Source organism: Xanthomonas translucens pv. cerealis (assembly GCF_006838285.1).
In the GTDB taxonomy this organism is placed as follows: Bacteria; Pseudomonadota; Gammaproteobacteria; order Xanthomonadales; family Xanthomonadaceae; genus Xanthomonas_A; species Xanthomonas_A cerealis.
The window spans coordinates 1,235,433-1,261,578 of record NZ_CP038228.1 but is presented as its reverse complement, the minus strand read 5'-3'; the positions used below and the strand labels follow the sequence as shown (position 1 = coordinate 1,261,578).

The following is a 26,146-nucleotide window of genomic DNA, read 5'->3' as shown; positions in this document are numbered from 1 at the left end:
GCACCTCACGACGTCATCCGGTCCCAGAACCCCTTGACACCGTCGATGAAGGTCGCCGACTTCGGCGAATGCTTGCGCGCGTCCTCGCCGTTGAAGGTGGATTCGAACTGTTCCAGCAGCTTGCGCTGGTCGGCGGTGAGGTTGACCGGGGTTTCGACCACCACGCGGCAATACAGATCGCCTTCGCTGCGGCTGCGCACCGAACGCACGCCCTTGCCGCGTAGCCGGAACAGCTTGCCGGTCTGAGTTTCGGCGGGGATTCGGATCTCCGCCTCGCCGCCCAGGGTGGCCACGCGCACGGTGTCGCCGAGCGCGGCCTGGGAAATGCGGATAGGCACTTCGCAGTGCAGGTCGTCGCCGTCGCGCTGGAAGATCGCGTGCTCGCGCACCCGCACCTCCACGTACAGGTCGCCAGGTGGGGTGCCGGCCGGACCGGCCTCGCCTTCGCCGGACAGGCGGATGCGGTCGCCGTTGTCCACGCCAGGCGGAATCTTCACCGACAGCACCTTGGTTTCCTCGACGCGGCCGGCGCCGTGACAGATGCCGCACGGGTTCTGCACGATCTGGCCGCGCCCGCCGCAATGCGGGCAGCTCTGCTGCATCGCGAAGATGCCGCGCTGGATCCGCACCTGGCCGCGGCCCTGGCAGGTGCTGCAGGTCTCGACCTTGCCGTCTTCCGAACCGCTGCCGTGGCAGTGCTCGCATTCGCCCAGGGTCGGGATGTCGATGCGGCGCTCGGTCCCGGCCACCGCCTCTTCCAGATCCAGTTCCAGCACGTAGCCGATGTCGGCGCCGCGCCGCGCCGCACGGCCGCCGCCACCGGCACCGCCGAAGATGTTGCCGAAGATATCGCCGAAGATGTCCCCCATGTCCGGGCCGCCAGGACCGCCACCGCCGCCCATGCCGTGCTCGAACGCGGCATGGCCGTGCGCGTCGTACATGCGCCGCTTGTTGCCGTCGGACAGGACCTCGTAGGCCTCCTTGCACTCCTTGAACGCGGCCTCCGCGGCGTGGTCGCCCGGGTTGCGATCGGGGTGGTGCTTCATCGCGCAACGGCGATAGGCCTTCTTGAGCTCGTCGTCGCTGACGGTACGGGCCACGCCCAGCACTTCGTAGTAGTCGCGTTTGCTCATAGATCGGGACTCGGGACTCGGGACTCGGGACCCGGCAGGAAGGGGAAGTGATTCAAAGCAGCTACTCCAGGCGATAACGGCAGGACCGGAAAAAAATGGCGGCACCGGAAAACATCGGGACCCGGCAAGTCGCCTTGCCGAGTCCCGGGTCCCGAGCCCCGAGTCCCGGTCTTACTTCTTGTCGTCCTTGACCTCGGTGAACTCGGCGTCGACCACGTCGTCGCCGGCGGCCTGCGCGCCGCCCGGGGCGGCGCCCGGCTGCTGTTCGCCGGCAGCCGCGGCCGCGTACAGCGACTGGCCCGCTTCTTCCAGCGCCTTGGTCTTTGCCTCGATTTGGCCCTTGTCGTCGCCCTTCATCGCCGTTTCCAGGTCCGCCAGCGCCGACTCGACCTTGCCGATCACATCGCCGCCGACCTTGCTGCCGTGCTCGGTGATCGCGCTGCGGGTGGCGTGGATCAGGCCGTCGGCCTGGTTGCGCGCCTGCACCAGCTCGTGGAACTTCTTGTCTTCCTCGCGGTTGGCTTCCGCGTCGGCGACCATCCGCTGGATCTCGTCGTCCGACAGGCCGGAGCCGGCCTTGATCTCGACCTTCTGTTCCTTGTTGGTCTTCTTGTCCTTGGCCGACACGTGCAGGATGCCGTTGGCGTCGATGTCGAAGGACACCTCCACCTGCGGCAGGCCGCGCGGCGCCGGCTCGATCCCGGACAGGTCGAACTTGGCCAGCGACTTGTTGTAGCGGGCCTGCTCACGCTCGCCTTGCAGCACGTGCACGGTGACCGCGGACTGGTTGTCCTCGGCGGTGGAGAAGGTCTGCGAAGCCTTGGTCGGGATCGTGGTGTTCTTCTCGATGATCTTGGTGAACACGCCGCCCAGGGTCTCGATGCCCAGGCTCAACGGAGTCACGTCGAGCAGCAGCACGTCTTTGACGTCGCCGGCCAGCACGCCGCCCTGGATCGCCGCACCCAGCGCCACGGCCTCATCGGGGTTGACGTCCTTGCGCGGTTCCTTGCCGAAGAACTCCGACACCGCCTGCTGCACCTTGGGCATGCGGGTCTGGCCACCGACCAGGATCACCTCGGTCACGTCGCTGGCGCGCAGGCCGGCGTCGTTGAGCGCGGTGCGGCACGGCTCGATGGTGCGCTTGACCAGATCCTCGACCAGCGCCTCGAGCTTGGCCCGGGTCAGCTTGATGTTGAGGTGCTTCGGGCCCGACGCGTCGGCGGTGACGTACGGCAGGTTGACTTCGGTCTGCTGCGAGGACGACAGCTCGATCTTGGCTCGCTCGGCCGCATCCTTCAGGCGCTGCAGCGCCAGCGGATCCTTGCGCAGGTCGATGCCCTGATCCTTGTTGAATTCCTCGACCAGATAGTCGATGACGCGCTTGTCGAAGTCTTCGCCGCCCAGGAAGGTGTCGCCGTTGGTGGCCAGCACTTCGAACTGCTTCTCGCCGTCGACGTTGGCGATCTCGATGATCGAAACGTCGAAGGTGCCGCCGCCCAGGTCGTACACCGCGATCTTGCGGTCGCCGCCCTTGCCCTTGTCCAGGCCGTAGGCCAGCGCCGCGGCGGTTGGCTCGTTGATGATGCGCTTGACGTCCAGGCCGGCGATGCGGCCGGCGTCCTTGGTCGCCTGGCGCTGGCTGTCGTTGAAGTACGCCGGCACGGTGATGACCGCCTCGGTGACGGTCTCGCCCAGGAACGCCTCGGCGGTCTTCTTCATCTTCTCCAGCACCTGCGCGGAGATTTCCTGCGAGGCCAGCTTGCGGCCGTCGGCGGTGGCCACCCAGGCGTCGCCGTTGTCGTGCTGGACGATGCCGTACGGCACCAGGCCGATGTCCTTCTGCACTTCGGCGTCGGTGAACTTGCGGCCGATCAGGCGCTTCACCGCGTAGAAGGTGTTCTTCGGATTGGTGACCGCCTGGCGCTTGGCCGAGGCGCCCACCAGCACTTCGCCGTCCTTGGTGTATGCCACGATCGAGGGCGTGGTGCGGTCACCCTCGGAATTTTCGATGACGCGGGCCTTGCCGCCGTCCATGATCGCCACGCACGAGTTGGTCGTGCCCAGGTCGATACCGATGATCTTGCCCATTGGATGACTCCTGAAAATTTCTGGTGTCCGGCCGCTGCCGGGGTCTGGTTCGGATATAGGGATGGCCGCAGGTCATTCAAGCCATCACCGCAAATTAGCGTTGCGCCGCGGCCGCGCCCGATTCAGGCGCCGCGCACCGGCGGCGCGCGTCAATCGTGCTTGGCGACCACCACGAGCGCCGGCCGCAGCAGGCGTTCGTTGAGCAGGTAGCCCTTCTGGAACACCTGCACCACGTGGCCCGGAGCGATGCCGTCGGCCTCGGCCTGGCTGATCGCCTGGTGGTGCTCCGGGTTGAACGGCTGCCCGGTCGGGTCGAGCAGGGTCAGGCCGTTGTCGGCGGCGACCTTGAGCAGCTGCTTGTAGGTCAGCTCCAGGCCATCGCGCAGCGGGCTGGGCTCGCTGCCGGCGGCGCTCAGGCCGGCGTCCAGGCTGTCGAACACCGGCAGCAGGTCGCCGAGCAGGCGTTCGTTGGCGAACTTGCGCGCCTGTTCGACGTCGCGGGCGATGCGCTTGCGCTGGTTTTCCAGGTCGGCGCGCTCGCGCAGCGTGTCGGCCTTGACCAGCGCCAGCTCGCTGCGCAGCGTCTCGATCTCCGCCTGTAGCGGATCGGAGGCCGGCTGCTGTGCCTCGGAGAGGTGTTCAGAATCGAATTCAGGGTGATCTTGGTTCATTTCCGGTTCCCTGGCGGGAGATACACCCGCCCTACCGCACCACCTATGTGGGCGTGTGCGGCGGATTCAAGATGCTGTGTTGCGTGTTCGGGACTCGGGACCGGGGACCCTGGAGGGGGACACGCGGCCTGGGGCTTGGCTGGCTGGCGGAAAGCAGGGACTGGCGCTGGCCCTGTGCGGGCGCTTGGCGGTCAGCGTTCGCTCGGTGGGGTCGGGTCCAGGGCCGCGCCCAGCACTTCGGCGGCGGTCTGCACCAGCGGGATCACCCGGTCGTAGTCCATGCGCTTGGGGCCGATCACGCCCAGCACGCCCAGCACCTGGCCGCCGGCCATGTACGGCGCGGTGACCAGCGACACGCTCTCCAGGGGCACCACCCCGGTTTCCTCGCCGATGAAGATGCGCACCCCCGGCGCGCGGATGGTGCGCTCCAGCAGTTGCAGGATCTCGCGCTTGCTGGCGAAGATCTCGAACAGCTCGCGCAGCCGCTCCAGGTCCGACAGGTCCTGCACCCCCATCAGCTTGGTCTGCCCGGCCAGCACCATGTCGTCGCCGGCCGGAGCCAGCGCCTGCTCGGCCAGCTCCACGCTGTGTGCCAGCAGCAGCTCCATCTCGTCGCGCGCATGGCGCAGGTCGCGCACCAGGCTGGCGCGGATGTCGGCCAGCGCGCGCCCGGCGAAATGCGCGTTCAGATAATTGGCCACCCGTTCCAGCTCGGCCGGCTCGTAGGCCTTGCGCGGTTCGATGACCCGGTTCTGCACCTCGTTGTCGGCGAACACCAGGATCGCCAGCACCCGGCGCGCGTCCAGCGGCACGAAGTCGATATGCCGGAACGCGAACTGCTCGCGCTTGGGCGCGCTGACCACGCCGACGAAGTGGGTCATCGCCGACAGCAGCTCCGAGGCGCTGCCGAGCAGTGCCTGGGTGCCTGCGGCGTTGCTCATCTCCGCGCGCAGCCGCGCCACCTCGCCCTCCCCCGGCGGACGCATCTGCACCAGGCTGTCGACGAACACCCGGTAGCCGGTGGCGGTGGGAATGCGCCCGGCCGAGGTGTGCGGCGAGCTGAGCAGGCCGGCGTCCTCCAGGTCGGCCAGGATGTTGCGGATCGTCGCCGGGCTCAGGTCCAGCCCGGCATGGCGGGCCAGGGTCTGCGAGCCGACCGGCTCGCCGTCGCGGATGTAGCGCGAGATCAGCGTGCGCAACAGCTGCCGGGCACGTGGGTCGAGCGAGGAGTGGACCGGGGAGGCGCGCATGCAATCAATCCGTGAGACTGGACACTAGATAATGGCTGCATGCCGGCTTGGCAAGTGATTGGCCCACTTACCCGCGCGTGATAGCGTTGCGCGGCCCTGGATTGCGACCCCCATGCTCACACATCTCTCGATCAAGGATTTCGCGGTCGTGCGCGGGACCGAACTGGAACTGGGCCCTGGCATGACCGTGGTGTCGGGCGAAACCGGCGCTGGCAAGTCGCTGATGGTGGACGCGCTCGGCTTCCTGTCCGGGCTGCGCGCCGACAGCGGCGTGGTCCGCCACGGCGCCGACCGCGCCGAGCTGTCGGCCGAATTCGCCGTGCCCGAGGCCGCCCCGGCGCGCGCCTGGCTGCGCGAAAACGAACTCGACGACGACGAACAATGCCAGCTGCGCCGGGTGATCCGCGCCGACGGCGGCTCGCGCGCCTGGATCAATGGCCGTCCGGTGACCCTGTCGCAGCTGGCCGAACTGGCCGGCCACCTGGTCGAAATCCACGGCCAGCACGAACATCAGGCGCTGCTCTCGCGCGGCAGCCAGCTCGGCCTGCTCGACGCCTACGCCCGCAACGAAGCCGAACGCGCCGCGGTGCGCGCCGCCGCCGCCCGCTGGCAGGCACTGCTGGGCGAGCGCGAAACGCTGCTGGCGCAGGGCGACGTGTCCGACCGCATCGGCTTTCTCGAACACCAGCTGGCCGAGCTGCAGCGCGAGGACCTGGCCCCGGCGGCGATCGCCGCGCTGGACGCCAACCATCGCCGCCAGGCCCACGCCGCGGCGCTGATCGGCGCCTGCGAGGGCGCCGCGCAGCGGCTCAATGGCGACGAGGCGCCGGCGGTGCTGGCTCTGCTGCAGCAGACCCGCCACGAACTCGGCAAGGTCGGCGAATACGAACCGCGCCTGGCCGAGGTCGAAGCGCTGATCGACAGCGCTACGATCCAGTTGGAAGAGGCGCTGGCGCTGCTCGACCGGGTGCGCGACGACCTCGACGCCGATCCGGCGCAGTTCGAGGAGATGGAACGCAAGCTGGGCCGGCTGCACGACCTGGCGCGCAAACACCGTGTCACCCCGGACACGCTGGGCGAGCACCGCGACGCGCTGCTGGCTGAGGTCGAGGGTCTGCGCGGGGCCGGCGAACGGCTGGACGTGCTGGATGCGGAAATCGCCCGCGCCACCCAGGCCTGGCGCGACGCCGCCGCCACGCTCAGCGGCACCCGCCAGCGCGGCGCACAGGCGCTGTCGCGCGACACCACGGCATTGATCGGCGAACTGGGCATGGGCGGCGGGCGCTTCGAAATCCAGCTCGAGCCGCACGAGGCCGAGCGCCCCGACCCGGCCGGCGCCGAGCGCGTCGAGTTCCTGGTCGCCGCCAACGCCGGGCAGCCGCCGCGGGCGCTGCGCAAGGTCGCCTCCGGCGGCGAGCTGTCGCGCATCTCGCTGGCGATCGAGGTCGCCGCACTGGGCCTGGACGCGGTGCCGACGATGGTGTTCGACGAAGTGGATTCGGGCATCGGCGGCGCGGTCGCCGACATCGTCGGCAAGAAGCTGCGCGCGCTCGGCGCGCAGCGCCAAGTGCTGTGCGTGACCCACCTGCCGCAGGTCGCTGCCCAGGGCCACGCCCATTACCGGGTCAGCAAGGCGCCGGTCGAGGGCATGACCCAGAGCTCGGTCGAACTGCTGGCGCCGCGCCAGCGCGAGGAAGAACTGGCGCGGATGCTGGGCGGGGTCGAGGTCAGCAAGGAAGCCCGCGCCGCGGCCAAGCGGCTGCTGCAGAGCGCCGCTGGCTGAGACGCCGCCAACAGCACCCAGGACCCGGCGTCGCGGAGGTGCTGCTGCGCCGTTGCAGGAGCGGCTTGGCTTGGCGCCATCGTCGATGACGAGCGCAGGAGAAACCTGCAGCCTTCGGATCGGTCGGGTCGGGGCTGAAAGCCCCTCCTACAGTGCACCCGACCGGCTCGCCGCAAGCCCTGTGAGCGCCCCTTGTGGGAGCGACTTCAGTCGCGACGCACGAAACGGTGAACGCGATGGCTGTGAACAGCACCGTAGCGATGACCCGAGGCCATCCGGAAACTTTCTCTAGCTCAGGCAACCGGCGACAAGCGCCACTGCCCATAGCGCAGCACCCATCAAGCCGATGCCGCCGCCATGCCAGTCTGCTCAGCCCTTCTTGGCGCTCGGGCGCTTGCTGCGCACGTACAGCACCAGCGAGTGCTCTTCCAGCTCGTAGCCATGCTCGGCGGCGATCTTGCGCTGCAGTTCCTCGATCTCGGCGCTCTCGAACTCGATGACGTTGCCGGTATCCACGTCCACCATGTGGTCGTGGTGGCCGCCGCGGTCCAGCTCGTACACCGCCTGGCCGCCTTCGAAATTGTGCTTGAGCACCAGCCCGGCCGCCTCGAACTGGGTAAGGACGCGGTACACCGTGGCCAGGCCGATCTCGTCGCCATGGTCAAGCAGTTGGCGGTAGATCTCTTCTGCAGTCATGTGGTGACGCGCCGACTTCTGCTCGAGCAGCTCCAGGATGCGCATCCGGGGATGCGTGACCTTCAGGCCGACTTTGCGCAGATCGTGGGATTCCATGGTGGCTCCGTTCATAGCTGGTTTAGCGCCAGCTGCCTCGGGGTGGGTCGCGGCGGTCGGCGGGAGTGTATCATCGACCCGATTTCCCTCAGTACTGTCCCCGATGCGCAATCTCTTGCTGGTCGCCGCTGTTGCCCTGTCCACCGCTGGCTGCGGGATCATCTACAAGCAGCCTATCTACCAAGGCAACCTGATCAAGCAGGCGGCCGTCGATCAGCTCAAGGTCGGGCAGAGCAAGCAGCAGGTCAACGCGCTGCTCGGCACCCCGTCGATCCCCGATCCGTTCCATGCCCAGCGCTGGGACTACACCTCGACTGAGCGCCTCGACCGACTGGGCAGGACCGAGATCAAGAATTTCGTCGTCTATTTCGACAACGACACGGTGACCCGCTGGGAAGGCGACTATTTTCCGGAAAACGATTCGGAGCTGGCCAAGAACAGCGTGCGCCAGTTCGGCCGCAACCTGGCCAAGGACAAGAAGAAGCAGCGCCGCAGCGAGTAAACCGGCGCAGCGGCGACCGGTCCGGCGGCGCTAGCGCGGTTTCGCGCGCCGCCGCCGGGCGTCCTTCGGATCGGCCAGCAATGGCCTGAGCAGTTCGACCCGGTCGCCATCGTGCAACAGTTGGGTCGGTGCGACGACGCTGCCGTGGATCGCGCAAGGCATGCCCTGCTCCGCCTCTGCCAGCGCGGCCGCCGCCAGCGCGTCGGCGACGGTGGCGCCTTCGGGCAGGTGCAGACTGCGCGCGACGAAGCGCTCCGGCCAGGCCAGCACCACCTCGACCCGCAGCCCGCTCATGCGTCTTCGCGGTCGGCCACGCGCACGAAGTCGTTGACCATGCGGTCGGCCAGGCTCTGGAACCCCAGCGCCAGCGCCGGCCCCAGCAGCCGCGAGGCAGGTTCGAAGTCCAGCATCAGGCTAACCTTGCTGGCGTGGTCGTTGAAGCCCTGGAACTCCCACTGCCCCTGCAGGCGCTTGAACGGGCCGTCGCGCAGCAGCATATCGATGCAGTCGGGGCGATGCAGGCGGTTTTCGGTGGTGAACCAGGTCCGGAACGAACCCAGGCCCAGGTCCAGCCGCGCCACCAGATGCTGGTCGCTGTGTTCGAGCACATGCGCCGCATCGCACCAGGCGAAGCGGCGCGGGTAGGCGGCGACATCATTGACCAGATCGAACATGCGCGTTGCGGGGTGTTCGACCAGGGCGCTGCGGCGGATGATAGGCATTCGGTGCGGGGAAAGTGGACCAAGACGTTCGGGAGGCCCCGAATCGGAGACAATAGCAAGATGAGCAAGAAACCCGCCAAGGATAAAGCAAACGGCGCGACGGCCAACAAGACCATCGCGTTGAACAAGCGTGCGCGCCACGAATACCACCTGGAGGACCGCTACGAAGCCGGCCTGGCCCTGCAGGGCTGGGAGGTCAAGTCGATCCGCGCCGGCCGCGCCAACATCGGCGAGAGCTACGCGTTCGTGCGCCAGGGCGAACTGTTCCTGTTCGGCGCGCAGTTCACCCCGCTGATCCAGGCCTCCACCCACGTGGTCGCCGACGACCGCCGCACACGCAAGCTGCTGCTGCACCGGAGCGAGATCGACAAGCTGATCGGCCGCGTCGAGCGCGACGGCTACACCCTGGTGCCCACTGCGATGTACTGGAGCAAGAACAAGATCAAGCTCGAGATCGCGCTGGCCAAGGGCAAGCAGGATCACGACAAGCGCGACGCCGCCAAGGACCGCGACTGGGCCCGCGACAAGCAGCGGATCATGCGGCGCCACAACAAGAACGCGTGAGATTCGGGGACCGGGGACCGGGGACCGGGGACCGGGGACCGGGGACCGGGGACCGGGGACCGGGGACCGGGGACCGGGGACCGGGGACCGGGGACCGGGGACCGGGGACCGGGGACCGGGGACCGGGGACCGGGGACCGGGGACCGGGGACCGGGGACCGGGGACCGGGGACCGGGGACCGCAGGATGGTGTCCGGGCGAAAATCGCTGTCAAGCGATTTGATAAAAAAGACGTTTTTTGGGGAAAAAGCGGCTTTTTTACAGTTTCAGCTCGCCGTTTTGGAGCTAAAGCCCCTCCACAGAAAAGCAAAAACGCAATGCACTCGCGACCACTCTCCCTGGTCCCCGGTCCCAAGTCCTAGCCTCGGCAACACCCTCACGCCGCTCCCAACATCCGCATCAGACTCGGCAACCCACGACCCTGCATGTACGGATCGCGTTGCAGGTCCAGGCACTGGTCGAGCAGCAGTTGCTTGACCCGGTCCGGAAAGCCGATGTACTCGCGGCGCACCGACAGGAACGCGGCGATCAGCCCGGACACGTGCGCGGCCGCCATGCTGGTGCCGCTCATCTCCACCATCCAGGTGTTGGGGTCGGCGGCGGCGTAGTGATGGTGGGCCGAAACGATCTTCTCTCCCGGCGCCACCAGGTCCGGCTTGTGCCGGCCGTCGGCGGTCGGCCCGCGTGAGGAGAAATACGACACGCCATAGCTGTGCGGGCTGCTCTTGTGCACCGAACCCACCGCCAGCGCCTCCTCCAGATTGGCCGGATCGCCGATGCTCAAGTCCAGGTTCAACGGATGGGCCTGCCCGTCGTTCTGCACCAGCCAGGCCAGGCCGTCGTTGCCCGCCGCGATCACCACCACCACGCCCTGCCGCCATAGCCGGCGCAGTTCGTTGCACAGAGGGGTGAAGCCGCAGCCGTAACTCTCCGCGTCGAAGTAGCCGCCCAGGCTCAGGTTGACACCGTGGATGACCAGCGCGCCGGCGCGTTCGTTGATCTCGGCGACCTGCTGCACGCCCTTGATGATCCAAGAATCGCGGCCGTTGCCATCGTCGTCCAGCACCTTCAGCCCGTACAGCCGCGCCTGCGGCGCCATGCCGGCGAAACGCAGCGGTGTGGCCGGCGCCACCCCGGGCAACGGCGCCTCGCACTGCCCGGCGATGATTCCGGCCACGTGGGTGCCATGGCCATTGCCATCCAGCGCGGCGAAGCCGGCGCCGTCGCGGCGGCGCAGTTCGCGCGCGCGACCGCGCTGGGTGCAGTCCCATTGCGCCAACACCGTTTCGGCCAGGCCCGGCTGCTGGAAATGCGGATGCGCCGCGGCGATGCCGCTGTCCAGCACCGCCCAGCCGATGCCGGCGCCGAGCGCACGGTACGCCACCTGCACCGCGTCGGCCTGCACGGTGCTGCGCGACTGGTAGATCAGCGCGCGCTTGCCGGCGTCGCGCCACAGCCGTTTCAGGCTCAGGCCGCGACAGCGATCGCGCAGGCTTTCGATCTCGAACCGGGTCAGGCGCGCCGACACGTAGCGCTGCAGCGTGTCCTCCAGCGCGATCGCCGCGTCCAGCGCCTCGCCCTTCAATCCTGTGGACGCCTGGGTCAGCTCGCGCAGTACCGCGACCAGATCGCACTTCAACTGCGCCGGCTCGCGCGCGTCCGGCAGGCGGTCCAGTTCGATCAACACCTCGTGGCGATAGTCCGGCGCGTGCGCCTCCAACTGATCGGACAGGTCCTTGATCAGCACCGGATGCGCGATCGGCTGGTCGAAGCCGACCCCCACCGCACGCCGCACCTCGGTGCGGACCTCGAGGATGGACAGATAGCCGGAGCCCGAATGCGGATTGCGCTGCCAATCCGGATTGATCCGCGCGCCGGCGATGTTGTGGAAGCGCCCCTGCGCATCGGCGATGTCGTCGCTCAGGTCATCGTCCAACGCCACCGGATCGCGCCGCTCGGCGACGTTGACCCAGCGCTTCACGCAGGCCGGGAACGGCAACTTCTGCGTGCCGGTCCACTGCGTGAACATGCTGCGCACCACCGGCAGGCCCAGCGGCGAACCCAGAGTCAGCAACAGCGACACCTCGCAACCCTCGGCCTCGAACTCGCGCAGCACGTCGTAGGCGATCAGCGAGCCCTGGCTGTGCGCGACCACCACGAACGGACCGCCGCCGGCGCGCATGCGTCGAAGTAGGCCTTCGCGCATCTGCTCGCGCCGCGCCGGCACGAAGAAGAAATCGTGCACGTCCTGCAGTAGCGCGGCGGAGATCAGCTTCAGCAGCATCCGGTTCAGCACATCGATCGGACCCTGCGCGTGCAGGCCGGCAGCCTCCGGCACGGCGGCCTGCACCTCGTCCAACAACTGCTGCAGGCACGCACGCTCCGCGTCGCTGCCGGCCAGCATATCGGCCAATTGGCGAAGATCGGCCAGCTGCGGCAACACGCCCAGCGCGCCGAGCACCCGCTCCTCGGCCTGGTTCAGCGCCGGGCCGTGGTCCTGATCCTGGCAACCGCCCGGCTCCGGCGACGGATAGCGCTCGCGGCTGACCCAGTAGGCCATGCGCGTGCGCTCGCCCATCTCGCGACCGAACAAGGCGCGGTCCCACTGGCAGCGCAACACCTCGGCCGGCGGCTTGTTGCCGATGCCATGGAGGTAGAGGACCGTGCGCGCCCGCCCCTGTGCCAACGAACCTTCACCTGTGGCCTTGGGCCGGGTCGTGCGCGCAGGCGCCCGCGCGCGCGCGGCGGCGGCGCTGCGATGAGAGGACGGCACACGCCTGGCAGCAGCTTCCGGCTCTGCTGTGTTGGGCTTGGCCGCTTTAGGCGCGCCTGTCCCGGGTTTGTCGCCAGTCATTGTCTTCGCCGCGATGCGCCGCGCTGGCTTGCTCGGCCGCGCGGCCGCCGTTTCCGCAATCTTCGCCCGGGCCGGCAGCGCAACCGCCTTCTTCGGCTTGGCCTGCTTCGCCGCAGCGGTTCGCCGCACGGGAGGCACCCGGCCGGCGTGCACTGCTGCCTCGGTCGGTTTTGGCGCTGCCGCCGATGCCGCTGCGGCCGCTCGCTTCTGCGCCGGCCCGCCGGTGCGCGCACGCTGTTGCCTGGTTGCCATCGCGGTGCTCCATGCCTGGGAAGATCCGTCGGCACACGCCGGTAGCGGCGGTGCCGAGTGAAGCCAGCTTAAGCTGCCTTCGTCGCAAGGCTTGTGACTGCCCTCCCCGATCCCTACACTGTGCAAGTCAGCGTTTTACGTTTTCCCCGGGGGTGCACTGGTTTCGACGGGGGTTGCAAAATCGCTTGGCGCATGCCGAGGGGGCCGCTTTCCTCGTAAATCCAGCAGCAAACTTATAGTTGCCAACGACGACAACTACGCACTGGCCGCTTAAGGCCTAGCCCCGAAATCGCTTGTGTCCGTGCTCGCGACGTAGGGTCATTATCACGGAATCGCCGATGGTGGCTGCCTGTCAGCCATTGGCTAAATGAAGCAGGCTGGTCCCGGGATGCGCTTCGCACATCGTGCTGTTCCGGGATGAGATCCAACGATGAGCTAAGCATGTAGTGCCGGGGATGGAGTGCCTTCGGACGGCGGTTCGATTCCGCCCACCTCCACCATTTGATCGCGGAAAAGAGCAGTAAGTGCTTGATTTCGCGAAGGTTAGGCCCGGGGTTTGATGCTCAGTTTGAGCCTGCGTTAGGTATCAAACGAGGTATCAAACCCCGTGCCGAAGCCTTATTTTTTGCGCCGCCCTGCTGGGCTCTATGTGCGCTTCTTCGTCCCGACCGACCTGCAAGCCATCATTGGCTCGCGCTACCTTGTCCGTCCCGTTCGCTTGTCCCTGGGTGATGCTGCCCGACTGGCCGTAGCTCGAACTGCTGTGGCACTCTCGGAAGCATTCGATCGGATGCGGCGGGGGGCAAGCAGCATGAAGGACGATTTGCTGAGCCAGGCTTTGGCCGCATTGCAAGGCAACGAAGCTCGGCCCTACACCATTAAGGTGGGTGGGATGGAACTGTCTGCTGACGGGGCCGAAGACCATGCTCGGCTGCTCGAAGCGTTGAAAAATCTCCCGCTGCCCTCTTCCACCGAAGTGAGGAAGAAGGCCGGACCGTTATTTTCTGAACGCGCAGCCATCTATGTTAGTGAGATGAAACGAGTCGGTCGAAGTGCGACCAACATCTTCGACACCGAATACAGCCTGGGCTTGTTCGTTGCATTGGTTGGCGACAAGCCTGTGGAAGACTACAAGGCCGATGATGTGCGGAGCTTCTTGGAAGCCATCGAGCATTACCCCAGCAACGCGAGTAAAAAGACAGAATTTGCAGGACTGGCTCCTGCTGACATTTTGAGGAAAGCCAAAAAAGGCAATTACGCCAAGCTTGGGATGCGCACGAAGGAAAAGCATCGAGACCGTCTGGCTGCATTTTTTAATGCGTTGGCCAGCGAAGATCTGATCAGCAAAGCACCGCACAAAGCAATTATAAATCGGTCAAAGGCAACCACCGATGAGCCGAGTCGCAATCCATTTTCCAAAGACGAACTCAATGCCTTGTTCGAGCCTTCAAAATTTAAAATGTGGGCATCGAAGTATCCTCATCGCTGGTTCGGCACTTTGTTGGGATTAACCACAGGCGCCCGCATTAATGAAGTCGCACAGCTTTATGTGGATGATCTCGATCAAGTTGGAGGATGTTGGGGCATCCACATTCGTGCAGCACGAGCCGATCAGCGATTGAAAAATCCACATTCTTCCCGCTTTGTGCCGCTTCCCTCTGCATTGATTGAAGCAGGAATTTTGATCTATCGCGATGAGGTCAAGGCCGCAGGTTTTGAGAGACTTTTTCCACATTTGCCGTATCACAGTGAACATGGCTACGGGGACGCATTGGGCGATCAATTCCGGACCTATGCTAAAAAATGCGGACTGACGCAACGACTTAAAAGCTTCCATTGCTTCCGCCATACCTTGTCCAACTCGTTGATCAATGAGCATGGCGTTTCGGTGATGACCACTCAGCAGATTACAGGGCATGATCTGACGCTCCCACCTGGGCTGAAACATTATGTTGATCCGCCCACGGTTCCAGCCCGGTTGCAAGCCTTGGAAAAATTTGGCCCACCCGTCGATTTGCCAGCCTATCAGCCCAAGCAATTTAATATTTCGTTTAAGCAGGTTCGTCACATGGAGAGGCGACGTGAAGAGAATAAGACGACCCGTGCCCATTCTGAAAATAAAACAGGGTGGAAGAACTAGCACCCACCATTTCCCGCACTACTTTTAATGGATTAATCAATGGCCGCAAAACTTTGGGAAGACACCGTTGTGACTGCGTTGCGCGATGCGCAGTGGATCAATTGTAAAGGCTTTGCCCTTCCACAGACGTTCCCACCTGGCTTCGTCAAAATGGATGGCAATGCAGAGTCCGCGCTGGGAGACCTTCTTTATTCCTCCGGCGAAAGATATTATTTGATTGAAGTTAAATCCGGCAGAGATGAAGTTCCCACAGAATGGATAGAAAAGGGAAAATATAAAGAGAAAGTAGTCTACGCTTCCCTCCGAACATTGTGGGAAGAACTAGCAGATGCATCAGAAAAAAATAGACCCAAGGATAAGCGAGACCAGCTTCTCGATTTCTTTTTGAAGTCCATTTCTTGCCATCACGTTTCTTATTGGAACCCGTGGACCGCTGGTGGAATTGCCACTGGCGAGGCGGTTTTGGAACCTTATATGGTGGCATGCTTAGACCTATTTGACCCCGAAGGTCCGGCCAAGGGGAAAGGGATGTTGAAGTGGAACAACAACGATTTCCGAATTGGTAGCACGGTCAACGGAACGTTATTAGGAGCGCGAGCGATACCCGTTCGAAAAATATTTCATGAAACTTCTTGTGCGTTTTCAGTTAAAAAAATTAATGAAAAATTTCATGTTGTCTCAGCCACTCCACTTGGATTGCCGCTCGACGAATTTGAGAGTTATATTAATACTCTAACCGATATCGCCGATGGCGAAGCTCTTGATTTGCACGCAATCGTTCTATCAAACACCGGGACTACATTTAAAGTTGTATCAACAACAGACGATTTGAAGTCGATTTTTAGTCCATCAGCCCCACCTGAGAGATCACCCGAGCAAAAGCTCGAAGTATTGATTCCTCCGTCATCTTTTGATTTTTCCCAAGAAAATCTTGACAACTGGCGTAGAAAAAGAGGTTCAACCTTTAAATAGCAATCAACCACTCGGCTTGATAAAGAAAAGTTCTTTGTCATACATGATTAGCCCAGGCCAGCCAAGTATTCTAGATTGAGGCTGAACTTTATCATCGGAGCCAAAGCCAACCGATTCGTGATAGATTTTCAAAGCCTCATCTGCCAGCGCCGACGCATTGCTGGGTTCGTGAAAAGAAAGAGCCCTCTTATAGGCGATTACCCAGATCTCTTTTTCCACTTCGCTTAAATTAGTTTTCATTTAAAAAATATAACTGCTTACGCGAAGAGGTCAAGTGACTAGTAAAAAATGGCGAGATAACCCACCTCGCCATTTTTTACGACTCACAATCTCATAATCTCGGCGGCTTGAACCGAAGTTGCCACTGGCCGGACTCGCTAGAATTTGAGGCATTGTTCGAGCGATGTTCCTGCGGACTCTGCATTACGGGCAGGCCCACTTTAAAGTTCTTCTCAAAACTTTCCCTTGCCTCATTCATGGCAGTTCGTGCATTTTTAGTCCGCCCCTCTCTAAAATTCATGAATCGCTTAGAAACCATGTGCTTTGCTTTCTGAGCCTGACGAGCAGCCAAAGCTGACTTAGCCGTAGGCGTCTCACCCTCGAATTCCGATAGCCTGGCCTTTGCAGCGAGGTGATCACACTGGGCGCGGTAGGGGCTCACCAGCATCCTCGCATAGCGAACCATTGCTTTACCCAGCAGCTCCGTATCCTCGAAGAGAAATGGCTTTGTCGCGTAGTGATCTACTCTGCGACACAGTAGGGCTTCATAGGCTTGGTTAAAGCAGTCTTCAATTTGGATGCCAGGGATGCTATTGAGGATATCCAATGCTTGCCGAGCGGTTTCATGCTGCGCTTCTAACCATTGCTCAATCAGCTCCGCTTGCTCATTTAAAATATCTGCGCCTTTGCCTGTTGCTCTCGCCAATCGTGTGACTTTGCTGGCTTGTCTGGTCAATGGGCTATATCGAGTATGGATACGGTTTAGAACCTGCTGACTTTGTCTCTGGCCATTGGGATACGGTTGGCCATCAAAATGACGACTCTCCTGCCGAGCAAAGCTCCCCTGCCCTTTCTCTCTGGCTCGATCACGAAGCGCTGCTTCATGACTGTGGCTGGCTGGCACATTATGGACTAGACGGTTTTCCCGGGAAGACTGGCACTCTTTTAAAATTTGAGCAAAGCGTCGATCCGCTGGTGTTACCTTTTCTCCCAAGACCACAGCTTTATAATGACGCTTAGCTTGGAAGAATTCCCCACGAGAGATGCGCTTTTTCGGCGCCCTGGTGAGTGCTCTGGCCTTCTCGTAATCGCCTTGCTTGAAAGCATCTCGTGCCTGAGCTTTGAGTCTTCGGTGGTCCACTCTTGCTTCGACACCAGCCATAATGAGATGCGCATTGATGGTGGATGCGATCTTCCCACGAAGGATCTTCATCTCAGTGGCCCCTGCCCCTTGCCTTGCATCTAACTCGGCACAGGCCCGCTCCCCTAGTCCATTGGCATCGACCTTTCGGGCTGAGACGAGAAGATGCACATGATGATTTCGCTGGTCCCCTCTTCGACCAGGTGAGTGAACAGCCACCAGCACAGCAGCTTGATAACGATCGACAAGCAGCTGGCCAAGTGCAACCGCAAGCATTCTGCGCTGTGGAGCGTCTAAACTGTTTGGCAAGGAAACTTCGACTTCCCTCGCCACGCGAGCATTTGCTCTCGTTTCTTGCTGCTCATTAATATCCCAGAAGCTTCGAACATTGAGACACCATCTCGGTGCCCCATCGGGAGCAAGCATTTGTTGTGAAACAACGCCCGATCTTTTCCCATATTTGTGCGTTGTCTTGTGAGTTGTATCCCGCAGATTGATCCCTGCACGATAAGCGGCCGCCGCCACTGATGATTGACCTTTGCCACGACTAAACGATTTGATATTGACATGATAAATTGCCATTAATTCCCGGTTGAGGTTGGTTGATAGTGGGAATATCAAAATGGCGAATTGCTTGTCCGTCTAGATGATAAGGACGATTGTAAATTGGAGAGATACGTCACGGTGTTTTTTGCCGTTATTCGCATGAGACCACGACTCATTCGTCTCGAAAGAGACGGCTTCTCATCGCGAAAGCGATGCCCACGGTTTTTGCGAAGCAAATAACCATATGTGGGCCCTTGCTCTCTCTATTTTGGGATATCCACAAAGAGGATTAGAAGATATAAATAGAAAACATAAGCCGCAAGTTACCAATAGCTGCGGACAAGCCTCAAATGAAAATGAACGAAACCTGTACGGATTGAGAAATAATTCGATCTCGATAATACTCCCCAAGCAGTTGCAAGAAATAAAAAACCACCGATCACAACCAGAGGGCAGCTACAAAAAATGGAATGGCTTAAATTTTTAACAGGCGAAATCGCAGCTGGCTCTATCATCGTTTTTCTGTTGGCAGCTGCATTTACATGCTGGCGCTCAGGCTCTCTTCATCCTATCAATACCCGTGTCTTGCGATTATTTATCAGCAAAGACGACATTGAAGACACGGTCATTCGCAAAAATTTGGCAGACCATTCTGCTTTGGCTGCGTTTCGAATGGAACACCATATTCGCGTCCAGACGCTAAAAGACGCCAAAGCCCTGATTGGATTCGCGGACTTACACAATATCCCGCTAAAATTGATTGGACACGCAGGCTGGGCGTTTGACCTCAAAACCCACGTCATTCACCCCAAAAGAGTTCATTCTAAGTGGTGGTTGATTTTGCCATCTATCGCATTCGTGGGGTCTATTCTTCTCGCAGCCATCCTAGGCACGATTGCCACCCAGGACAGACTGTTAGTCACCTTAAAAGAGACAGATACGAACCTTTTCATTTCAGAAAATGAGGCGAAGACTCTGGGGCTTCTCTCAACCAAAAGCGATGTATTAACGATCGAACAATGCAAAAACACCGCCGACAAACAAGTCGTCCCTCCAACATTCGATCCAAGAGACCTTAAAATTCTTTGCGACGTCTGGGCAGATCCCATTCTCAAATCGCATTTAGCAAAAGAAGTGCCTAAGCAACGTAATGCATCGCTGTTCGCCTTCGTCATCTCACTATGGTGCGCTTGGTTCTTCTATACCATATTCAGAGAGCTGATCTCTGCGAATATTCTCAAAGCCCTTCTTGAAGAGCTTCAAGTAAGCACAGGCGAATAGTGACGCTTCGGCGCTTGTGCCAGCGCTTCAAAACAAAGAGATGAGGAGGTGTTCCTCCTCATCAACACGACGCGCTTGAAAATCTAAAATTGCAACTAGGAAAATTGACGGCTTATTTTAGATTTATGGAAAAAGTATTTCTAAATTGAAGACAGTTGTCGTGATTTTCATGCACATAGCCCTCTGCAATTTGATAGTGTTGAACCACACGTGGCCCTCTCAATACAGCAGGATCTAACGGATATTTAGCGTAAGGATTGTGAAAAATCTGCAACCCATCCGTTATTTTCTCCGAAGGCTTACCTATTGAGGCGCTTTGCGGATAAGGCCCTTTTGGTCCTCCCCAAGTTGTATTGATGAAGCCCAAAGCAGGATGACTAGACATAGCAACCGCCTTTCCCCATGTTGCTGCACAGGAGAAAATAACGGCGCTAACTTCCTCCCATTGGTCATCTAAGAAAATACCTAAATCAATGGTGGCTCCGTTATCTTTCTCGATTGAACCCAGTGCCACGCTAGGTGGGCCGTTCGGATACAGGTGGGGCTCTTTCAAAAAGGCAGTTTCGTCAACATAATCATCATAAAGGAGTGCGCGAATAGGCCGATCATATTGAAACTGAAAATCCGGCTGTTCGAAAGGTGCAACAGCAATGACAAATGGCTTCCCTTTAACATGAGGAAGCTTTGAATAGACATCGGTGTATTTGCGCGATTTTTTTGAAAGTGCGTTGGACAATCTAATCATTGCCTCTCTATTAAGGGGCCAAAAATTCTTGTCCAGAACCTCTTTCGTCATCGGCGCTTTTTTCTCCCATTCAGCGATAGAGCCGCTTGAAGCGTTTGCAGTCACCGCCTCCACAATGACTTCACCATTTGCAGTTATCAAATGGAAATCTGGCGAAGCTTTTGTCCAATCCATTTTAAATCCATAGTCCTTAAAAACACCATGGAGGTATATTTCCCAAAAGGACGAATTGAACGTTGTCTGAAATTCCTTGATGAATTTTCCATCTCGATCAGGAAATCCCTCTGCCCAACCCTGGACAACTGCTCTTTCGCCTATGCGAGAAGGCTTGATAACATTCACGAAGTTAGAGTGTAGTTTGTCAGCTGGAACGACTGGACTAAAAAGATCCATTTTTCATTTTCCTTTTTATTTGCTCGAAATGTGCCTTTTTCCCTTCAAGCTTAACAACAGCTCTTGCTGCTCACTATGCGTCAATTTGGAAAATTCTTGGATCATTTCTGCCAGTTCGTCTGTCTCTGCGTAGAGGTAGGCAAGCGAGACGCCAAGGGCGTCAGCCATCTTCTGAGCCGTCTCACTATCGCACTCATGCACTGCCCGCTCGTATCGATTGATGCGAACGCCTGCGACATCTTCTGGTAGTCCCATGAGCACTCCTAAGGCCTTTTGGCTGAGCCGAAGTGTCTTCCTCCGCTTCTTCATACGGGCGGCGAAGACGACACGAACACTGCGGGCGTTGGGAGAAGTCATGCCCCAAGGATGAACGTAAGCTACGTTGCTCGTAAATTACGTTGCCCGTATGTTACGTTTAGCGTATCTTTTGCTTCGTTGCAACCCTTGTGGTTGCACCCACCCAAGGCAAAGGACCAACCATGTCGAAGTTCCGTGTCTCCCTCATTTCCTTGCTCATTGCGGGGCTGACAGCCTGCTCAGGAGGCGGTCCGGCTCAAACGGAGAGAGAGCATGCATTTCTGCAATATGTGAAAGACAACGGCAGCGACGACGCCAGGATCGAGGACTTCAAGAGTGGCAAGTGCACGAAGGCAGAAGGCGCACCCAGCTTTTCTTGCGATGTGAGTGCGGAAGTCACAGCCATGGGCCGAAAGTTCGGCAATGAGATGGACGGTGTCTACACCTTCAGCCAAGTGGGCGGCGTTTGGAAGGTGACTGGTCGCGTCCAGTAAGACCCTGCTCGTTGGTATCCCCTCATCCGCTTTGGAACTTCGATGACGGTCTGGACTTTTCTTCTCTTCCTGTTGGTTGGCGGCGCATTTTTTATTGTTATTGGATCGGTGGTGGTCTTGAAGCTGCACGGTGAGCGTGCGGTTTTTAAAGAAAATTATCAGCGATTCCATTTTAATAAGCGCACTGCTATTGCCATTTCCACAGCTCGCTCATCCATTAAATTTAAAATGGGCAGCGCCTCAAAGGCTTATCAGTTTTCGGATGTTCGCTCATGGGATAAACATTGGCACCGATCGAAGCATGAGGGAACGATTACTGTGAATGTCCGGGACATCGACCACCCGAATTGGACGATCAGTTTTGGAAATGAGCGCGAGATGGACAAGTGGTATGAGCTTATTCGACAAGCCGTCAATGAAGGCTTGAAGCTTTAATTTAAATTGACGCATTAAAAAGTTGGCCCCAGTCGGGGCCTTTCTTTTAATTTGAACAAGGTCGTCAACCCGCACGGCCGCCTAGGATTTCCTTCTCCCACTCGTTCTTCATATCGTTCAAGTTTGCAGCCTCGATCCAAAAATTCTCATCTATCTCATCCAAGTCGGTCATAAGCCATGATGTAAAAAGGCCGATCTCAAAGCAGCAGAAGAGTGAAGTCTCAACTCTACTAGGCAAAACTAGCCCCAGCCCAACTTCAAAATGTGTGTTTGTTTCCTCCATTTTGATGGAGGGAATGATGGATCTGACATTAGGATGAGCACCGTCATCGATCATTGAGTCATACATGTCAGTGATGAGACCTGCATTTTCTGGCATCAACTTACCGAAACGCTTGCATGTTTTCTTGACTGCATCGCCAAACTCAGCGCGGCACCTTTTTCGAGCATCCTGGTCTCGATGCCGTTTAGCCCACACATCGCCAAGCTCTGGCTTCTGTTCGATAACTTGTGCATAGCAGGCTGCTTCAAGACACGCTCTGAGAGTGGGGAAGATCGCTGCACGGTATCCAATGAGAGCAGTGTTGATCGATGCACAGAACATGCCTCTGGCACTCAACCGCAGAAGAGTCGCAGTGGGCACCTGCAAACGAGCGGCTGCTGACTTCTCAATGAAAGCGTCCAGCTCAGCGCATCGCCTTACCGCGCTCGCATTTGATTGAATTGCGCCTTTGGCGCAATCAGAAGCAGCTTCAAGAAACTGATAAAGGGAGCGTGAGGTATCCAAGATCTGAAAGTTCCTAGAGGGCGGCAAATGATACCTAATTCATAAGAATCAGGTTGGGCGTGCTGGTTTTCCCGACGATTCTTATTACCGGATCAGGAATCACCTTGACTGAAGTCGATTCCGGATTATAAAACGTGGCATGGGCAAAAAAACGACATCGACTGATTATCACCTCGCTAATCCTATCCTGGACGACGAAGAGCGCGCGTTCCGAGCTGAGATTGTGAAAACAACTTACAAAGTCCTCAAAGCTAACAAGGTTCGCCCCTTCAAGCGGGTTAAACACCTATCCCAACTCTATGTCGATGGCCTAATTACCGATAAAGAGCTAAGCGCGCTCTTGAACGCTCGCATTTCAAGGTGATTGAACAGCGCAACAAATCTAACCCACTTATATAACATTGTTCGCGACTCCTTACACTGCTGGGGATTTTAGATTTAGCGCAACAAAACAAACTGCATCAAAAATAGTATTTTCGACATGGGTATTGACAGCCATCTGCTCGACGTTAGTGTCGGATGCAGAAGGAAACTCCATGCCCGATCATACAAAACAAAGCACATCTTGCAGATGCATCATTAGAAATTTGCCCCTCGGAAATACCGTCATCGGTGAGATTATTGTTGAGGGAGTAGATGCAGCCCAGTGCTTTGACAAAGTGCTGAAAACACTCACTCGAAGAGCTAGGCACAGGAAGTCTGACCACATCGAAGAAAAGCCAACTCTCAAACCCCGCATGCTTTCAGACGAGATTACGGGATATATTTCCGATCTGAAACGGAGGAAAGTAACGCTCACACACATTCAGTCCAGTGAGCAAACGCTTGGTGTTATGCTAGCGGTCACTGGCGATAAACAAATAGCCTCAGTCACAGACACCGATATTCGCGCCACTTTGGACAGCTATAAATTTTTGCCACCAAATGCTAGACGCAAAAAATCCTACAAAGATTTAAGCTTCCAAGACATTTTGGAAATTGGCAGAAAGAAAAAGCATTCATCCATAAATGCGACAACCTACAACAATCACGTCAAGCGGATCAAAGCGTTTTTCAACAAGCAGCTTCGTGCTAAACGCATTGAACACTCACCCGCTAACGGCATAGCCATTGAAGTTGATACCTCTACCTTGGTCAAAACTCGCCGGCCTCTAAGCAGAGATGACCTAGCCCGCATTTTCGAATTAGAACCCTACGCCAAATGGAGCAAGGATATGCCCCACCGATGGTGGGCACCCATGATTGCGCTTTACAGCGGTGCCAGAGCAGGCGAAATTGCACAGCTCAAAATCTCAGACATCGTCACCATCGACGGCATTTCTTGCTTTTGTTTCCGCGTAACGACGAAAAATCAGCGCATTAAAAACGCTTCCTCAATCCGAGTCATCCCCATCGCGCAGCCTCTTCTCGTTGCTAATTTCCTGACCTACGTCGATGAAGTCAAATCCACCGGACAAGATCGCTTATTCCCGCATCTGCCGCTTACAATTTCAGTCTACGATGGCGAAGCATACATGAAGGGCTATGGGAGCGCGATGGTCCAGCAGTTCGGCCGATATCTGAAAAAGCTGGGGTTTGAGACGGGCATTGGATCTCATATCTTCCGACATACCTTCGCCACAAATTTGACCCGAGAGAAAGTCGGAGCCGTCCAAATCGCAGCTCTGACCGGACACAAGGTGATCGGTTCTAAGTCAGAAAGCGTGCTGGTTCCGGGCTTGCAATCGTATATTGATCGGAATGAATGCCCGCCCGAGTTACGCGCGTGTGCGGAGACACTTGCCAAATTCAATCCCGGCATTGAGATCCCGATCTATACGCCAGGGCAATTCGCAAAAGCGCTATCCAACAGAAGACGCTTCAAAAAATAGCCCCGCGATGCGGGGCCTACTTTTTATCCCGGAAACTTAGGGAATTTTTCATCGGGATGCTTCGCCTTCCATTCCTTATAAGCCGCCGATCCTTCGTAAGCTGCAAAAGCACGTGGCGTCCTACCACGACCAGACCAAGTTTCCTGCGTATGGGGAAGCCAATACTTGGGAGCCACTTCCTTACGAGTGCCGGCCGCTTTTTTCGGACGGCCAAGTCCCCCAGCAGAAGCTCCGAGCTGAGCTGCGAGATCTGCTTTCTGCTTGGCGGTAAAGTGCTGTCCAAAGTGGGTCAGCAAATCTGACACTTGCTGAAAAGCGTTTGCTGCTTCTTCTTGCAGCAGATTGGCTTCTTGCTCTTCCAACTTCTTTATTTCTTCGGCGAGTTTCGCTTTGGCTGCTGCAATTGAATCGAGGCTGACTTTACTCATTTATCACCTTGGCAGAAGTTCATCGCTGCGATAGACATAACCTTACTGGACTCTCACCGCATCTGGGACATCATACATGATGTGAGTCACCTCACTAACCAAACGCTGGTCTAACAACAACTTCATGATCAAGGCAGCCGTTTCGGGGGTAGGTATTATCTTATTCGATGCGTCGAACTGGATAGCCCAGCTATACTTTTGAGCCACCGTTTTGAGTGCACTGATGAAAGCCGCATCCGCATACAAAGCTTTTTCTTGGATGACCGCCATGCGCCTTAAATGTATTGCGTTCGTTCCAACATGATCAATAAGCGGCTGCATATCAGTGAATAAAGCCACGAACTCAGGCTGTGTTTGGAGATGATTGAAAGCCTGAACATAACCAGCTCGATACTGCATCATGGACTCGAAGCCGCCTTTATTAGCAACCAGTATTCCAGTCCCTACGCAAAACATATCAAAGCGTGGATCAAGGGTGAATTCCTCGCCTTGTATTGCCTCCAATGCGCCATTCACGAAGTTCATAAACAGCACATTCTTCTTCTTGTATGCCGTTCTCCATGTGTTGGGAGAGCGCCTAGTGGCGTAAACAACTTCCCCATCATGGACAAATTTAATACAATAGCCAACCGCGCGGCGCAATTCCTTCGTCTCTTTAACTGTATGTTGTGTTTCTGGACGGTCAACTAAATTTTTTAAGATGGGGAAATTTGTCTCATTAATTCCAACCGAGAGGCAACTGTTTTCATTAGTCTGGGCCAAATGCCCATAGGGGTGAAACTCGGTAATTCGTTCTTTTTCAGACTTAACAAAACCCTTCAATGTTTCACTGAGCGTTGTGTCGATCAAGACATGATGCGCAGTATACTTCTCATTCTCAGCTGATCTACGTTTAAAAACCCACAGATAAACATCGGCTTTATCAAAGTCAAATTTCTTGAAACGTTCGAAAGCATCCTGCGTCATATATCCCCCATAATATAAACATCCTGCACCGCCTCGGCGCGTTCTTCGCCAATGCTAAGGAGCCCCTTCTTTAATACACGGGCCACGATCACTTCATTGGACTGAACCAACTTCATCTTTACTTCGTAAAATCTCCACCCCAAGACAATCAACATGGGGTTAAGAAATATTTGACCCGACCTGTAAGTGATCAAGAACAGGACAAAGAGAAATACTGAAAAACCGGCAATTTTAGAAGGATCCCCATAAGCCAACCCCATGAACGACACGATATAGGGAAATACATAGTTGATTAAGTCATTCGGAATTGATTTAACCTCTTCGATCCTCACCGGGAACCGTCTTGGAACTGCTTTTAACGTATGCATTGTCCATGCAAGGCAGAACGCTGTGACTATAACGCCGCCAATCGCCAAGTATGGATGATCAAAAAAAGAAAACGAGCAAGCATCGCCTCGCCAAGGCTTACATACCGGCATGACCCAGATTTTCGCTGGAATATCTTGAACCAGCAAAATCAATGCAAGCGGCAGATACGACCCCATGAAAAGGAGGAACGCTGATAGCAGCCTGAACTCCATGTCAACCTTCTCTTCGATTATTCAACCGACAGACGGATGCCAAATCCCTATTAGAAACCATGCCCATCTCCTAAGATCCCTTTAAGCACATCATGCCTCCATGCAATCTCAGAACGTGCGACCTTAGGATGATTCCGCGTTACAACATATCATCGATTGCCGCGATGATACTTTTGGCTATGCCCTTCCGACGGCCTTTATCTTAGATGAACGAAGGCCAAGTCGGAACAGGAATCTCAC

Annotated in this window: 25 protein-coding genes and 1 other RNA gene; 10 read left to right on the top strand and 16 right to left on the bottom strand. The window is 58.0% G+C overall.

Annotated features, from left to right (window positions below):
• Positions 1-5 precede the first annotated feature (5 nt).
• From dnaJ to hrcA, 4 genes are all read right to left on the bottom strand, one after another.
• The gene (dnaJ, locus tag E4A48_RS05610; protein ID WP_058196418.1) at positions 6-1,133 is read right to left on the bottom strand and encodes a molecular chaperone DnaJ; all 1,128 of its coding nucleotides are present in this window, start codon (positions 1,131-1,133) and stop codon (positions 6-8) included.
• A 171-nt stretch (positions 1,134-1,304) separates the two neighbouring features.
• Positions 1,305-3,221: a molecular chaperone DnaK gene (dnaK, locus tag E4A48_RS05605; RefSeq protein ID WP_058196419.1), complete on the bottom strand. Its 1,917-nt coding sequence runs from the start codon at positions 3,219-3,221 to the stop codon at positions 1,305-1,307.
• 149 nt (positions 3,222-3,370) lie between these two features.
• Positions 3,371-3,892, bottom strand: coding sequence for a nucleotide exchange factor GrpE (gene grpE, locus E4A48_RS05600; protein WP_039009575.1), 522 nt, complete (start codon positions 3,890-3,892; stop codon positions 3,371-3,373).
• Between the two features lie 191 nt (positions 3,893-4,083).
• Complete coding sequence (gene hrcA / locus E4A48_RS05595) at positions 4,084-5,142, bottom strand: heat-inducible transcriptional repressor HrcA (RefSeq protein WP_039009573.1); 1,059 nt, start codon at positions 5,140-5,142, stop codon at positions 4,084-4,086.
• A gap of 112 nt (positions 5,143-5,254) precedes the next feature.
• Between hrcA and recN the strand changes: the two genes are divergently transcribed.
• Complete coding sequence (recN, locus tag E4A48_RS05590) at positions 5,255-6,925, top strand: DNA repair protein RecN (RefSeq protein ID WP_039009571.1); 1,671 nt, start codon at positions 5,255-5,257, stop codon at positions 6,923-6,925.
• A 369-nt stretch (positions 6,926-7,294) separates the two neighbouring features.
• Here recN and fur read toward each other — a convergent pair whose 3' ends face one another.
• Entirely contained in the window at positions 7,295-7,717 is a 423-nt protein-coding gene (gene fur / locus E4A48_RS05585; protein ID WP_039010079.1) for a ferric iron uptake transcriptional regulator, read from the bottom strand.
• Between the two features lie 103 nt (positions 7,718-7,820).
• Between fur and E4A48_RS05580 the strand changes: the two genes are divergently transcribed.
• A complete protein-coding gene (locus tag E4A48_RS05580) occupies positions 7,821-8,219 on the top strand; it encodes an outer membrane protein assembly factor BamE (protein ID WP_003467992.1) in 399 nt (132 codons plus the stop codon).
• A 30-nt stretch (positions 8,220-8,249) separates the two neighbouring features.
• Here E4A48_RS05580 and E4A48_RS05575 read toward each other — a convergent pair whose 3' ends face one another.
• Positions 8,250-8,513 (bottom strand): RnfH family protein, encoded by a 264-nt coding sequence (locus tag E4A48_RS05575; RefSeq protein WP_039009568.1) that lies wholly within the window; start codon positions 8,511-8,513, stop codon positions 8,250-8,252.
• A complete protein-coding gene (locus E4A48_RS05570; protein ID WP_142742022.1) occupies positions 8,510-8,941 on the bottom strand; it encodes a type II toxin-antitoxin system RatA family toxin in 432 nt (143 codons plus the stop codon). Before E4A48_RS05570 ends, E4A48_RS05575 begins: the two co-directional genes overlap by 4 nt.
• 60 nt (positions 8,942-9,001) lie before the next feature.
• Between E4A48_RS05570 and smpB the strand changes: the two genes are divergently transcribed.
• On the top strand, positions 9,002-9,505 hold the full coding sequence (gene smpB, locus E4A48_RS05565; protein ID WP_003467984.1) for an SsrA-binding protein SmpB: 504 nt from the start codon (positions 9,002-9,004) through the stop codon (positions 9,503-9,505).
• A gap of 375 nt (positions 9,506-9,880) precedes the next feature.
• Here smpB and E4A48_RS05560 read toward each other — a convergent pair whose 3' ends face one another.
• Complete coding sequence (locus tag E4A48_RS05560) at positions 9,881-12,358, bottom strand: S8 family peptidase (protein WP_409976361.1); 2,478 nt, start codon at positions 12,356-12,358, stop codon at positions 9,881-9,883.
• A gap of 400 nt (positions 12,359-12,758) precedes the next feature.
• Here E4A48_RS05560 and ssrA point away from each other — a divergent pair.
• From ssrA to E4A48_RS05540, 3 genes are all read left to right on the top strand, one after another.
• Positions 12,759-13,110, top strand: a transfer-messenger RNA (tmRNA) gene (gene ssrA / locus E4A48_RS05550).
• A 107-nt stretch (positions 13,111-13,217) separates the two neighbouring features.
• Positions 13,218-14,750 carry a site-specific integrase gene (locus E4A48_RS05545; RefSeq protein ID WP_142742021.1) on the top strand — a complete coding sequence of 511 codons (1,533 nt, stop codon included), beginning with the start codon at positions 13,218-13,220 and terminating at the stop codon, positions 14,748-14,750.
• 39 nt (positions 14,751-14,789) lie between these two features.
• Complete coding sequence (locus tag E4A48_RS05540; RefSeq protein ID WP_142742020.1) at positions 14,790-15,722, top strand: hypothetical protein; 933 nt, start codon at positions 14,790-14,792, stop codon at positions 15,720-15,722.
• Between the two features lie 3 nt (positions 15,723-15,725).
• Here E4A48_RS05540 and E4A48_RS05535 read toward each other — a convergent pair whose 3' ends face one another.
• Positions 15,726-15,962 carry a hypothetical protein gene (locus tag E4A48_RS05535; RefSeq protein WP_142742019.1) on the bottom strand — a complete coding sequence of 79 codons (237 nt, stop codon included), beginning with the start codon at positions 15,960-15,962 and terminating at the stop codon, positions 15,726-15,728.
• A gap of 91 nt (positions 15,963-16,053) precedes the next feature.
• Positions 16,054-17,664, bottom strand: a complete 1,611-nt coding sequence (locus tag E4A48_RS05530) for a MobA/MobL family protein (RefSeq protein WP_142743106.1) — start codon at positions 17,662-17,664, stop codon at positions 16,054-16,056.
• A gap of 429 nt (positions 17,665-18,093) precedes the next feature.
• On the opposite strand from E4A48_RS05530, the gene E4A48_RS05525 reads away from it, so the two are divergent.
• Positions 18,094-18,909: a DUF6216 family protein gene (locus tag E4A48_RS05525; RefSeq protein WP_185910722.1), complete on the top strand. Its 816-nt coding sequence runs from the start codon at positions 18,094-18,096 to the stop codon at positions 18,907-18,909.
• A gap of 112 nt (positions 18,910-19,021) precedes the next feature.
• Here the strand turns inward: E4A48_RS05525 and E4A48_RS05520 are convergent, their stop codons facing one another.
• Together E4A48_RS05520 and E4A48_RS05515 are read right to left on the bottom strand one after the other, a co-directional pair.
• On the bottom strand, positions 19,022-20,047 hold the full coding sequence (locus E4A48_RS05520; protein WP_142742018.1) for a hypothetical protein: 1,026 nt from the start codon (positions 20,045-20,047) through the stop codon (positions 19,022-19,024).
• A 15-nt stretch (positions 20,048-20,062) separates the two neighbouring features.
• Entirely contained in the window at positions 20,063-20,356 is a 294-nt protein-coding gene (locus E4A48_RS05515; protein ID WP_142743104.1) for a helix-turn-helix domain-containing protein, read from the bottom strand.
• A 170-nt stretch (positions 20,357-20,526) separates the two neighbouring features.
• Between E4A48_RS05515 and E4A48_RS05510 the strand changes: the two genes are divergently transcribed.
• Entirely contained in the window at positions 20,527-20,838 is a 312-nt protein-coding gene (locus E4A48_RS05510) for a hypothetical protein (protein ID WP_142742017.1), read from the top strand.
• Between the two features lie 42 nt (positions 20,839-20,880).
• On the top strand, positions 20,881-21,273 hold the full coding sequence (locus E4A48_RS05505; protein WP_142742016.1) for a hypothetical protein: 393 nt from the start codon (positions 20,881-20,883) through the stop codon (positions 21,271-21,273).
• Between the two features lie 64 nt (positions 21,274-21,337).
• On the opposite strand, the gene E4A48_RS05500 is transcribed toward E4A48_RS05505, so the two are convergent.
• Entirely contained in the window at positions 21,338-22,060 is a 723-nt protein-coding gene (locus tag E4A48_RS05500; protein ID WP_142742015.1) for a hypothetical protein, read from the bottom strand.
• 536 nt (positions 22,061-22,596) lie between these two features.
• Between E4A48_RS05500 and E4A48_RS05490 the strand changes: the two genes are divergently transcribed.
• The gene (locus E4A48_RS05490) at positions 22,597-23,931 is read left to right on the top strand and encodes a site-specific integrase (RefSeq protein ID WP_260608069.1); all 1,335 of its coding nucleotides are present in this window, start codon (positions 22,597-22,599) and stop codon (positions 23,929-23,931) included.
• A gap of 23 nt (positions 23,932-23,954) precedes the next feature.
• Here the strand turns inward: E4A48_RS05490 and E4A48_RS05485 are convergent, their stop codons facing one another.
• Genes E4A48_RS05485 through E4A48_RS05475 form a run of 3 tightly spaced genes read right to left on the bottom strand, consistent with a single transcriptional unit; the run spans position 23,955 to position 25,906 of the window.
• A complete protein-coding gene (locus E4A48_RS05485; protein ID WP_142742014.1) occupies positions 23,955-24,359 on the bottom strand; it encodes an H-NS histone family protein in 405 nt (134 codons plus the stop codon).
• 42 nt (positions 24,360-24,401) lie between these two features.
• A complete protein-coding gene (locus E4A48_RS05480) occupies positions 24,402-25,325 on the bottom strand; it encodes a Kiwa anti-phage protein KwaB-like domain-containing protein (protein ID WP_142742013.1) in 924 nt (307 codons plus the stop codon).
• Complete coding sequence (locus E4A48_RS05475) at positions 25,322-25,906, bottom strand: hypothetical protein (RefSeq protein WP_099803904.1); 585 nt, start codon at positions 25,904-25,906, stop codon at positions 25,322-25,324. The genes E4A48_RS05480 and E4A48_RS05475 overlap by 4 nt, the downstream gene beginning before the upstream one ends.
• Positions 25,907-26,146 lie beyond the last annotated feature (240 nt).

What these genes read in the sequence shown, in the direction of transcription:
- dnaJ (WP_058196418.1), bottom strand. Translation starts at nt 1,133, where the DNA reads ATGAGCAAACGCGACTACTACGAAGTGCTGGGCGTGGCCCGTACCGTC.
- dnaK (WP_058196419.1), bottom strand. Translation starts at nt 3,221, where the DNA reads ATGGGCAAGATCATCGGTATCGACCTGGGCACGACCAACTCGTGCGTG.
- grpE (WP_039009575.1), bottom strand. Translation starts at nt 3,892, where the DNA reads ATGAACCAAGATCACCCTGAATTCGATTCTGAACACCTCTCCGAGGCA.
- hrcA (WP_039009573.1), bottom strand. Translation starts at nt 5,142, where the DNA reads ATGCGCGCCTCCCCGGTCCACTCCTCGCTCGACCCACGTGCCCGGCAG.
- recN (WP_039009571.1), top strand. Translation starts at nt 5,255, where the DNA reads ATGCTCACACATCTCTCGATCAAGGATTTCGCGGTCGTGCGCGGGACC.
- fur (WP_039010079.1), bottom strand. Translation starts at nt 7,717, where the DNA reads ATGGAATCCCACGATCTGCGCAAAGTCGGCCTGAAGGTCACGCATCCC.
- E4A48_RS05580 (WP_003467992.1), top strand. Translation starts at nt 7,821, where the DNA reads ATGCGCAATCTCTTGCTGGTCGCCGCTGTTGCCCTGTCCACCGCTGGC.
- E4A48_RS05575 (WP_039009568.1), bottom strand. Translation starts at nt 8,513, where the DNA reads ATGAGCGGGCTGCGGGTCGAGGTGGTGCTGGCCTGGCCGGAGCGCTTC.
- E4A48_RS05570 (WP_142742022.1), bottom strand. Translation starts at nt 8,941, where the DNA reads ATGCCTATCATCCGCCGCAGCGCCCTGGTCGAACACCCCGCAACGCGC.
- smpB (WP_003467984.1), top strand. Translation starts at nt 9,002, where the DNA reads ATGAGCAAGAAACCCGCCAAGGATAAAGCAAACGGCGCGACGGCCAAC.
- E4A48_RS05560 (WP_409976361.1), bottom strand. Translation starts at nt 12,358, where the DNA reads ATGACTGGCGACAAACCCGGGACAGGCGCGCCTAAAGCGGCCAAGCCC.
- E4A48_RS05540 (WP_142742020.1), top strand. Translation starts at nt 14,790, where the DNA reads ATGGCCGCAAAACTTTGGGAAGACACCGTTGTGACTGCGTTGCGCGAT.
- E4A48_RS05535 (WP_142742019.1), bottom strand. Translation starts at nt 15,962, where the DNA reads ATGAAAACTAATTTAAGCGAAGTGGAAAAAGAGATCTGGGTAATCGCC.
- E4A48_RS05530 (WP_142743106.1), bottom strand. Translation starts at nt 17,664, where the DNA reads ATGGCAATTTATCATGTCAATATCAAATCGTTTAGTCGTGGCAAAGGT.
- E4A48_RS05525 (WP_185910722.1), top strand. Translation starts at nt 18,094, where the DNA reads ATGGAATGGCTTAAATTTTTAACAGGCGAAATCGCAGCTGGCTCTATC.
- E4A48_RS05520 (WP_142742018.1), bottom strand. Translation starts at nt 20,047, where the DNA reads ATGGATCTTTTTAGTCCAGTCGTTCCAGCTGACAAACTACACTCTAAC.
- E4A48_RS05515 (WP_142743104.1), bottom strand. Translation starts at nt 20,356, where the DNA reads ATGAAGAAGCGGAGGAAGACACTTCGGCTCAGCCAAAAGGCCTTAGGA.
- E4A48_RS05510 (WP_142742017.1), top strand. Translation starts at nt 20,527, where the DNA reads ATGTCGAAGTTCCGTGTCTCCCTCATTTCCTTGCTCATTGCGGGGCTG.
- E4A48_RS05505 (WP_142742016.1), top strand. Translation starts at nt 20,881, where the DNA reads ATGACGGTCTGGACTTTTCTTCTCTTCCTGTTGGTTGGCGGCGCATTT.
- E4A48_RS05490 (WP_260608069.1), top strand. Translation starts at nt 22,597, where the DNA reads ATGCCCGATCATACAAAACAAAGCACATCTTGCAGATGCATCATTAGA.
- E4A48_RS05485 (WP_142742014.1), bottom strand. Translation starts at nt 24,359, where the DNA reads ATGAGTAAAGTCAGCCTCGATTCAATTGCAGCAGCCAAAGCGAAACTC.
- E4A48_RS05480 (WP_142742013.1), bottom strand. Translation starts at nt 25,325, where the DNA reads ATGACGCAGGATGCTTTCGAACGTTTCAAGAAATTTGACTTTGATAAA.
- E4A48_RS05475 (WP_099803904.1), bottom strand. Translation starts at nt 25,906, where the DNA reads ATGGAGTTCAGGCTGCTATCAGCGTTCCTCCTTTTCATGGGGTCGTAT.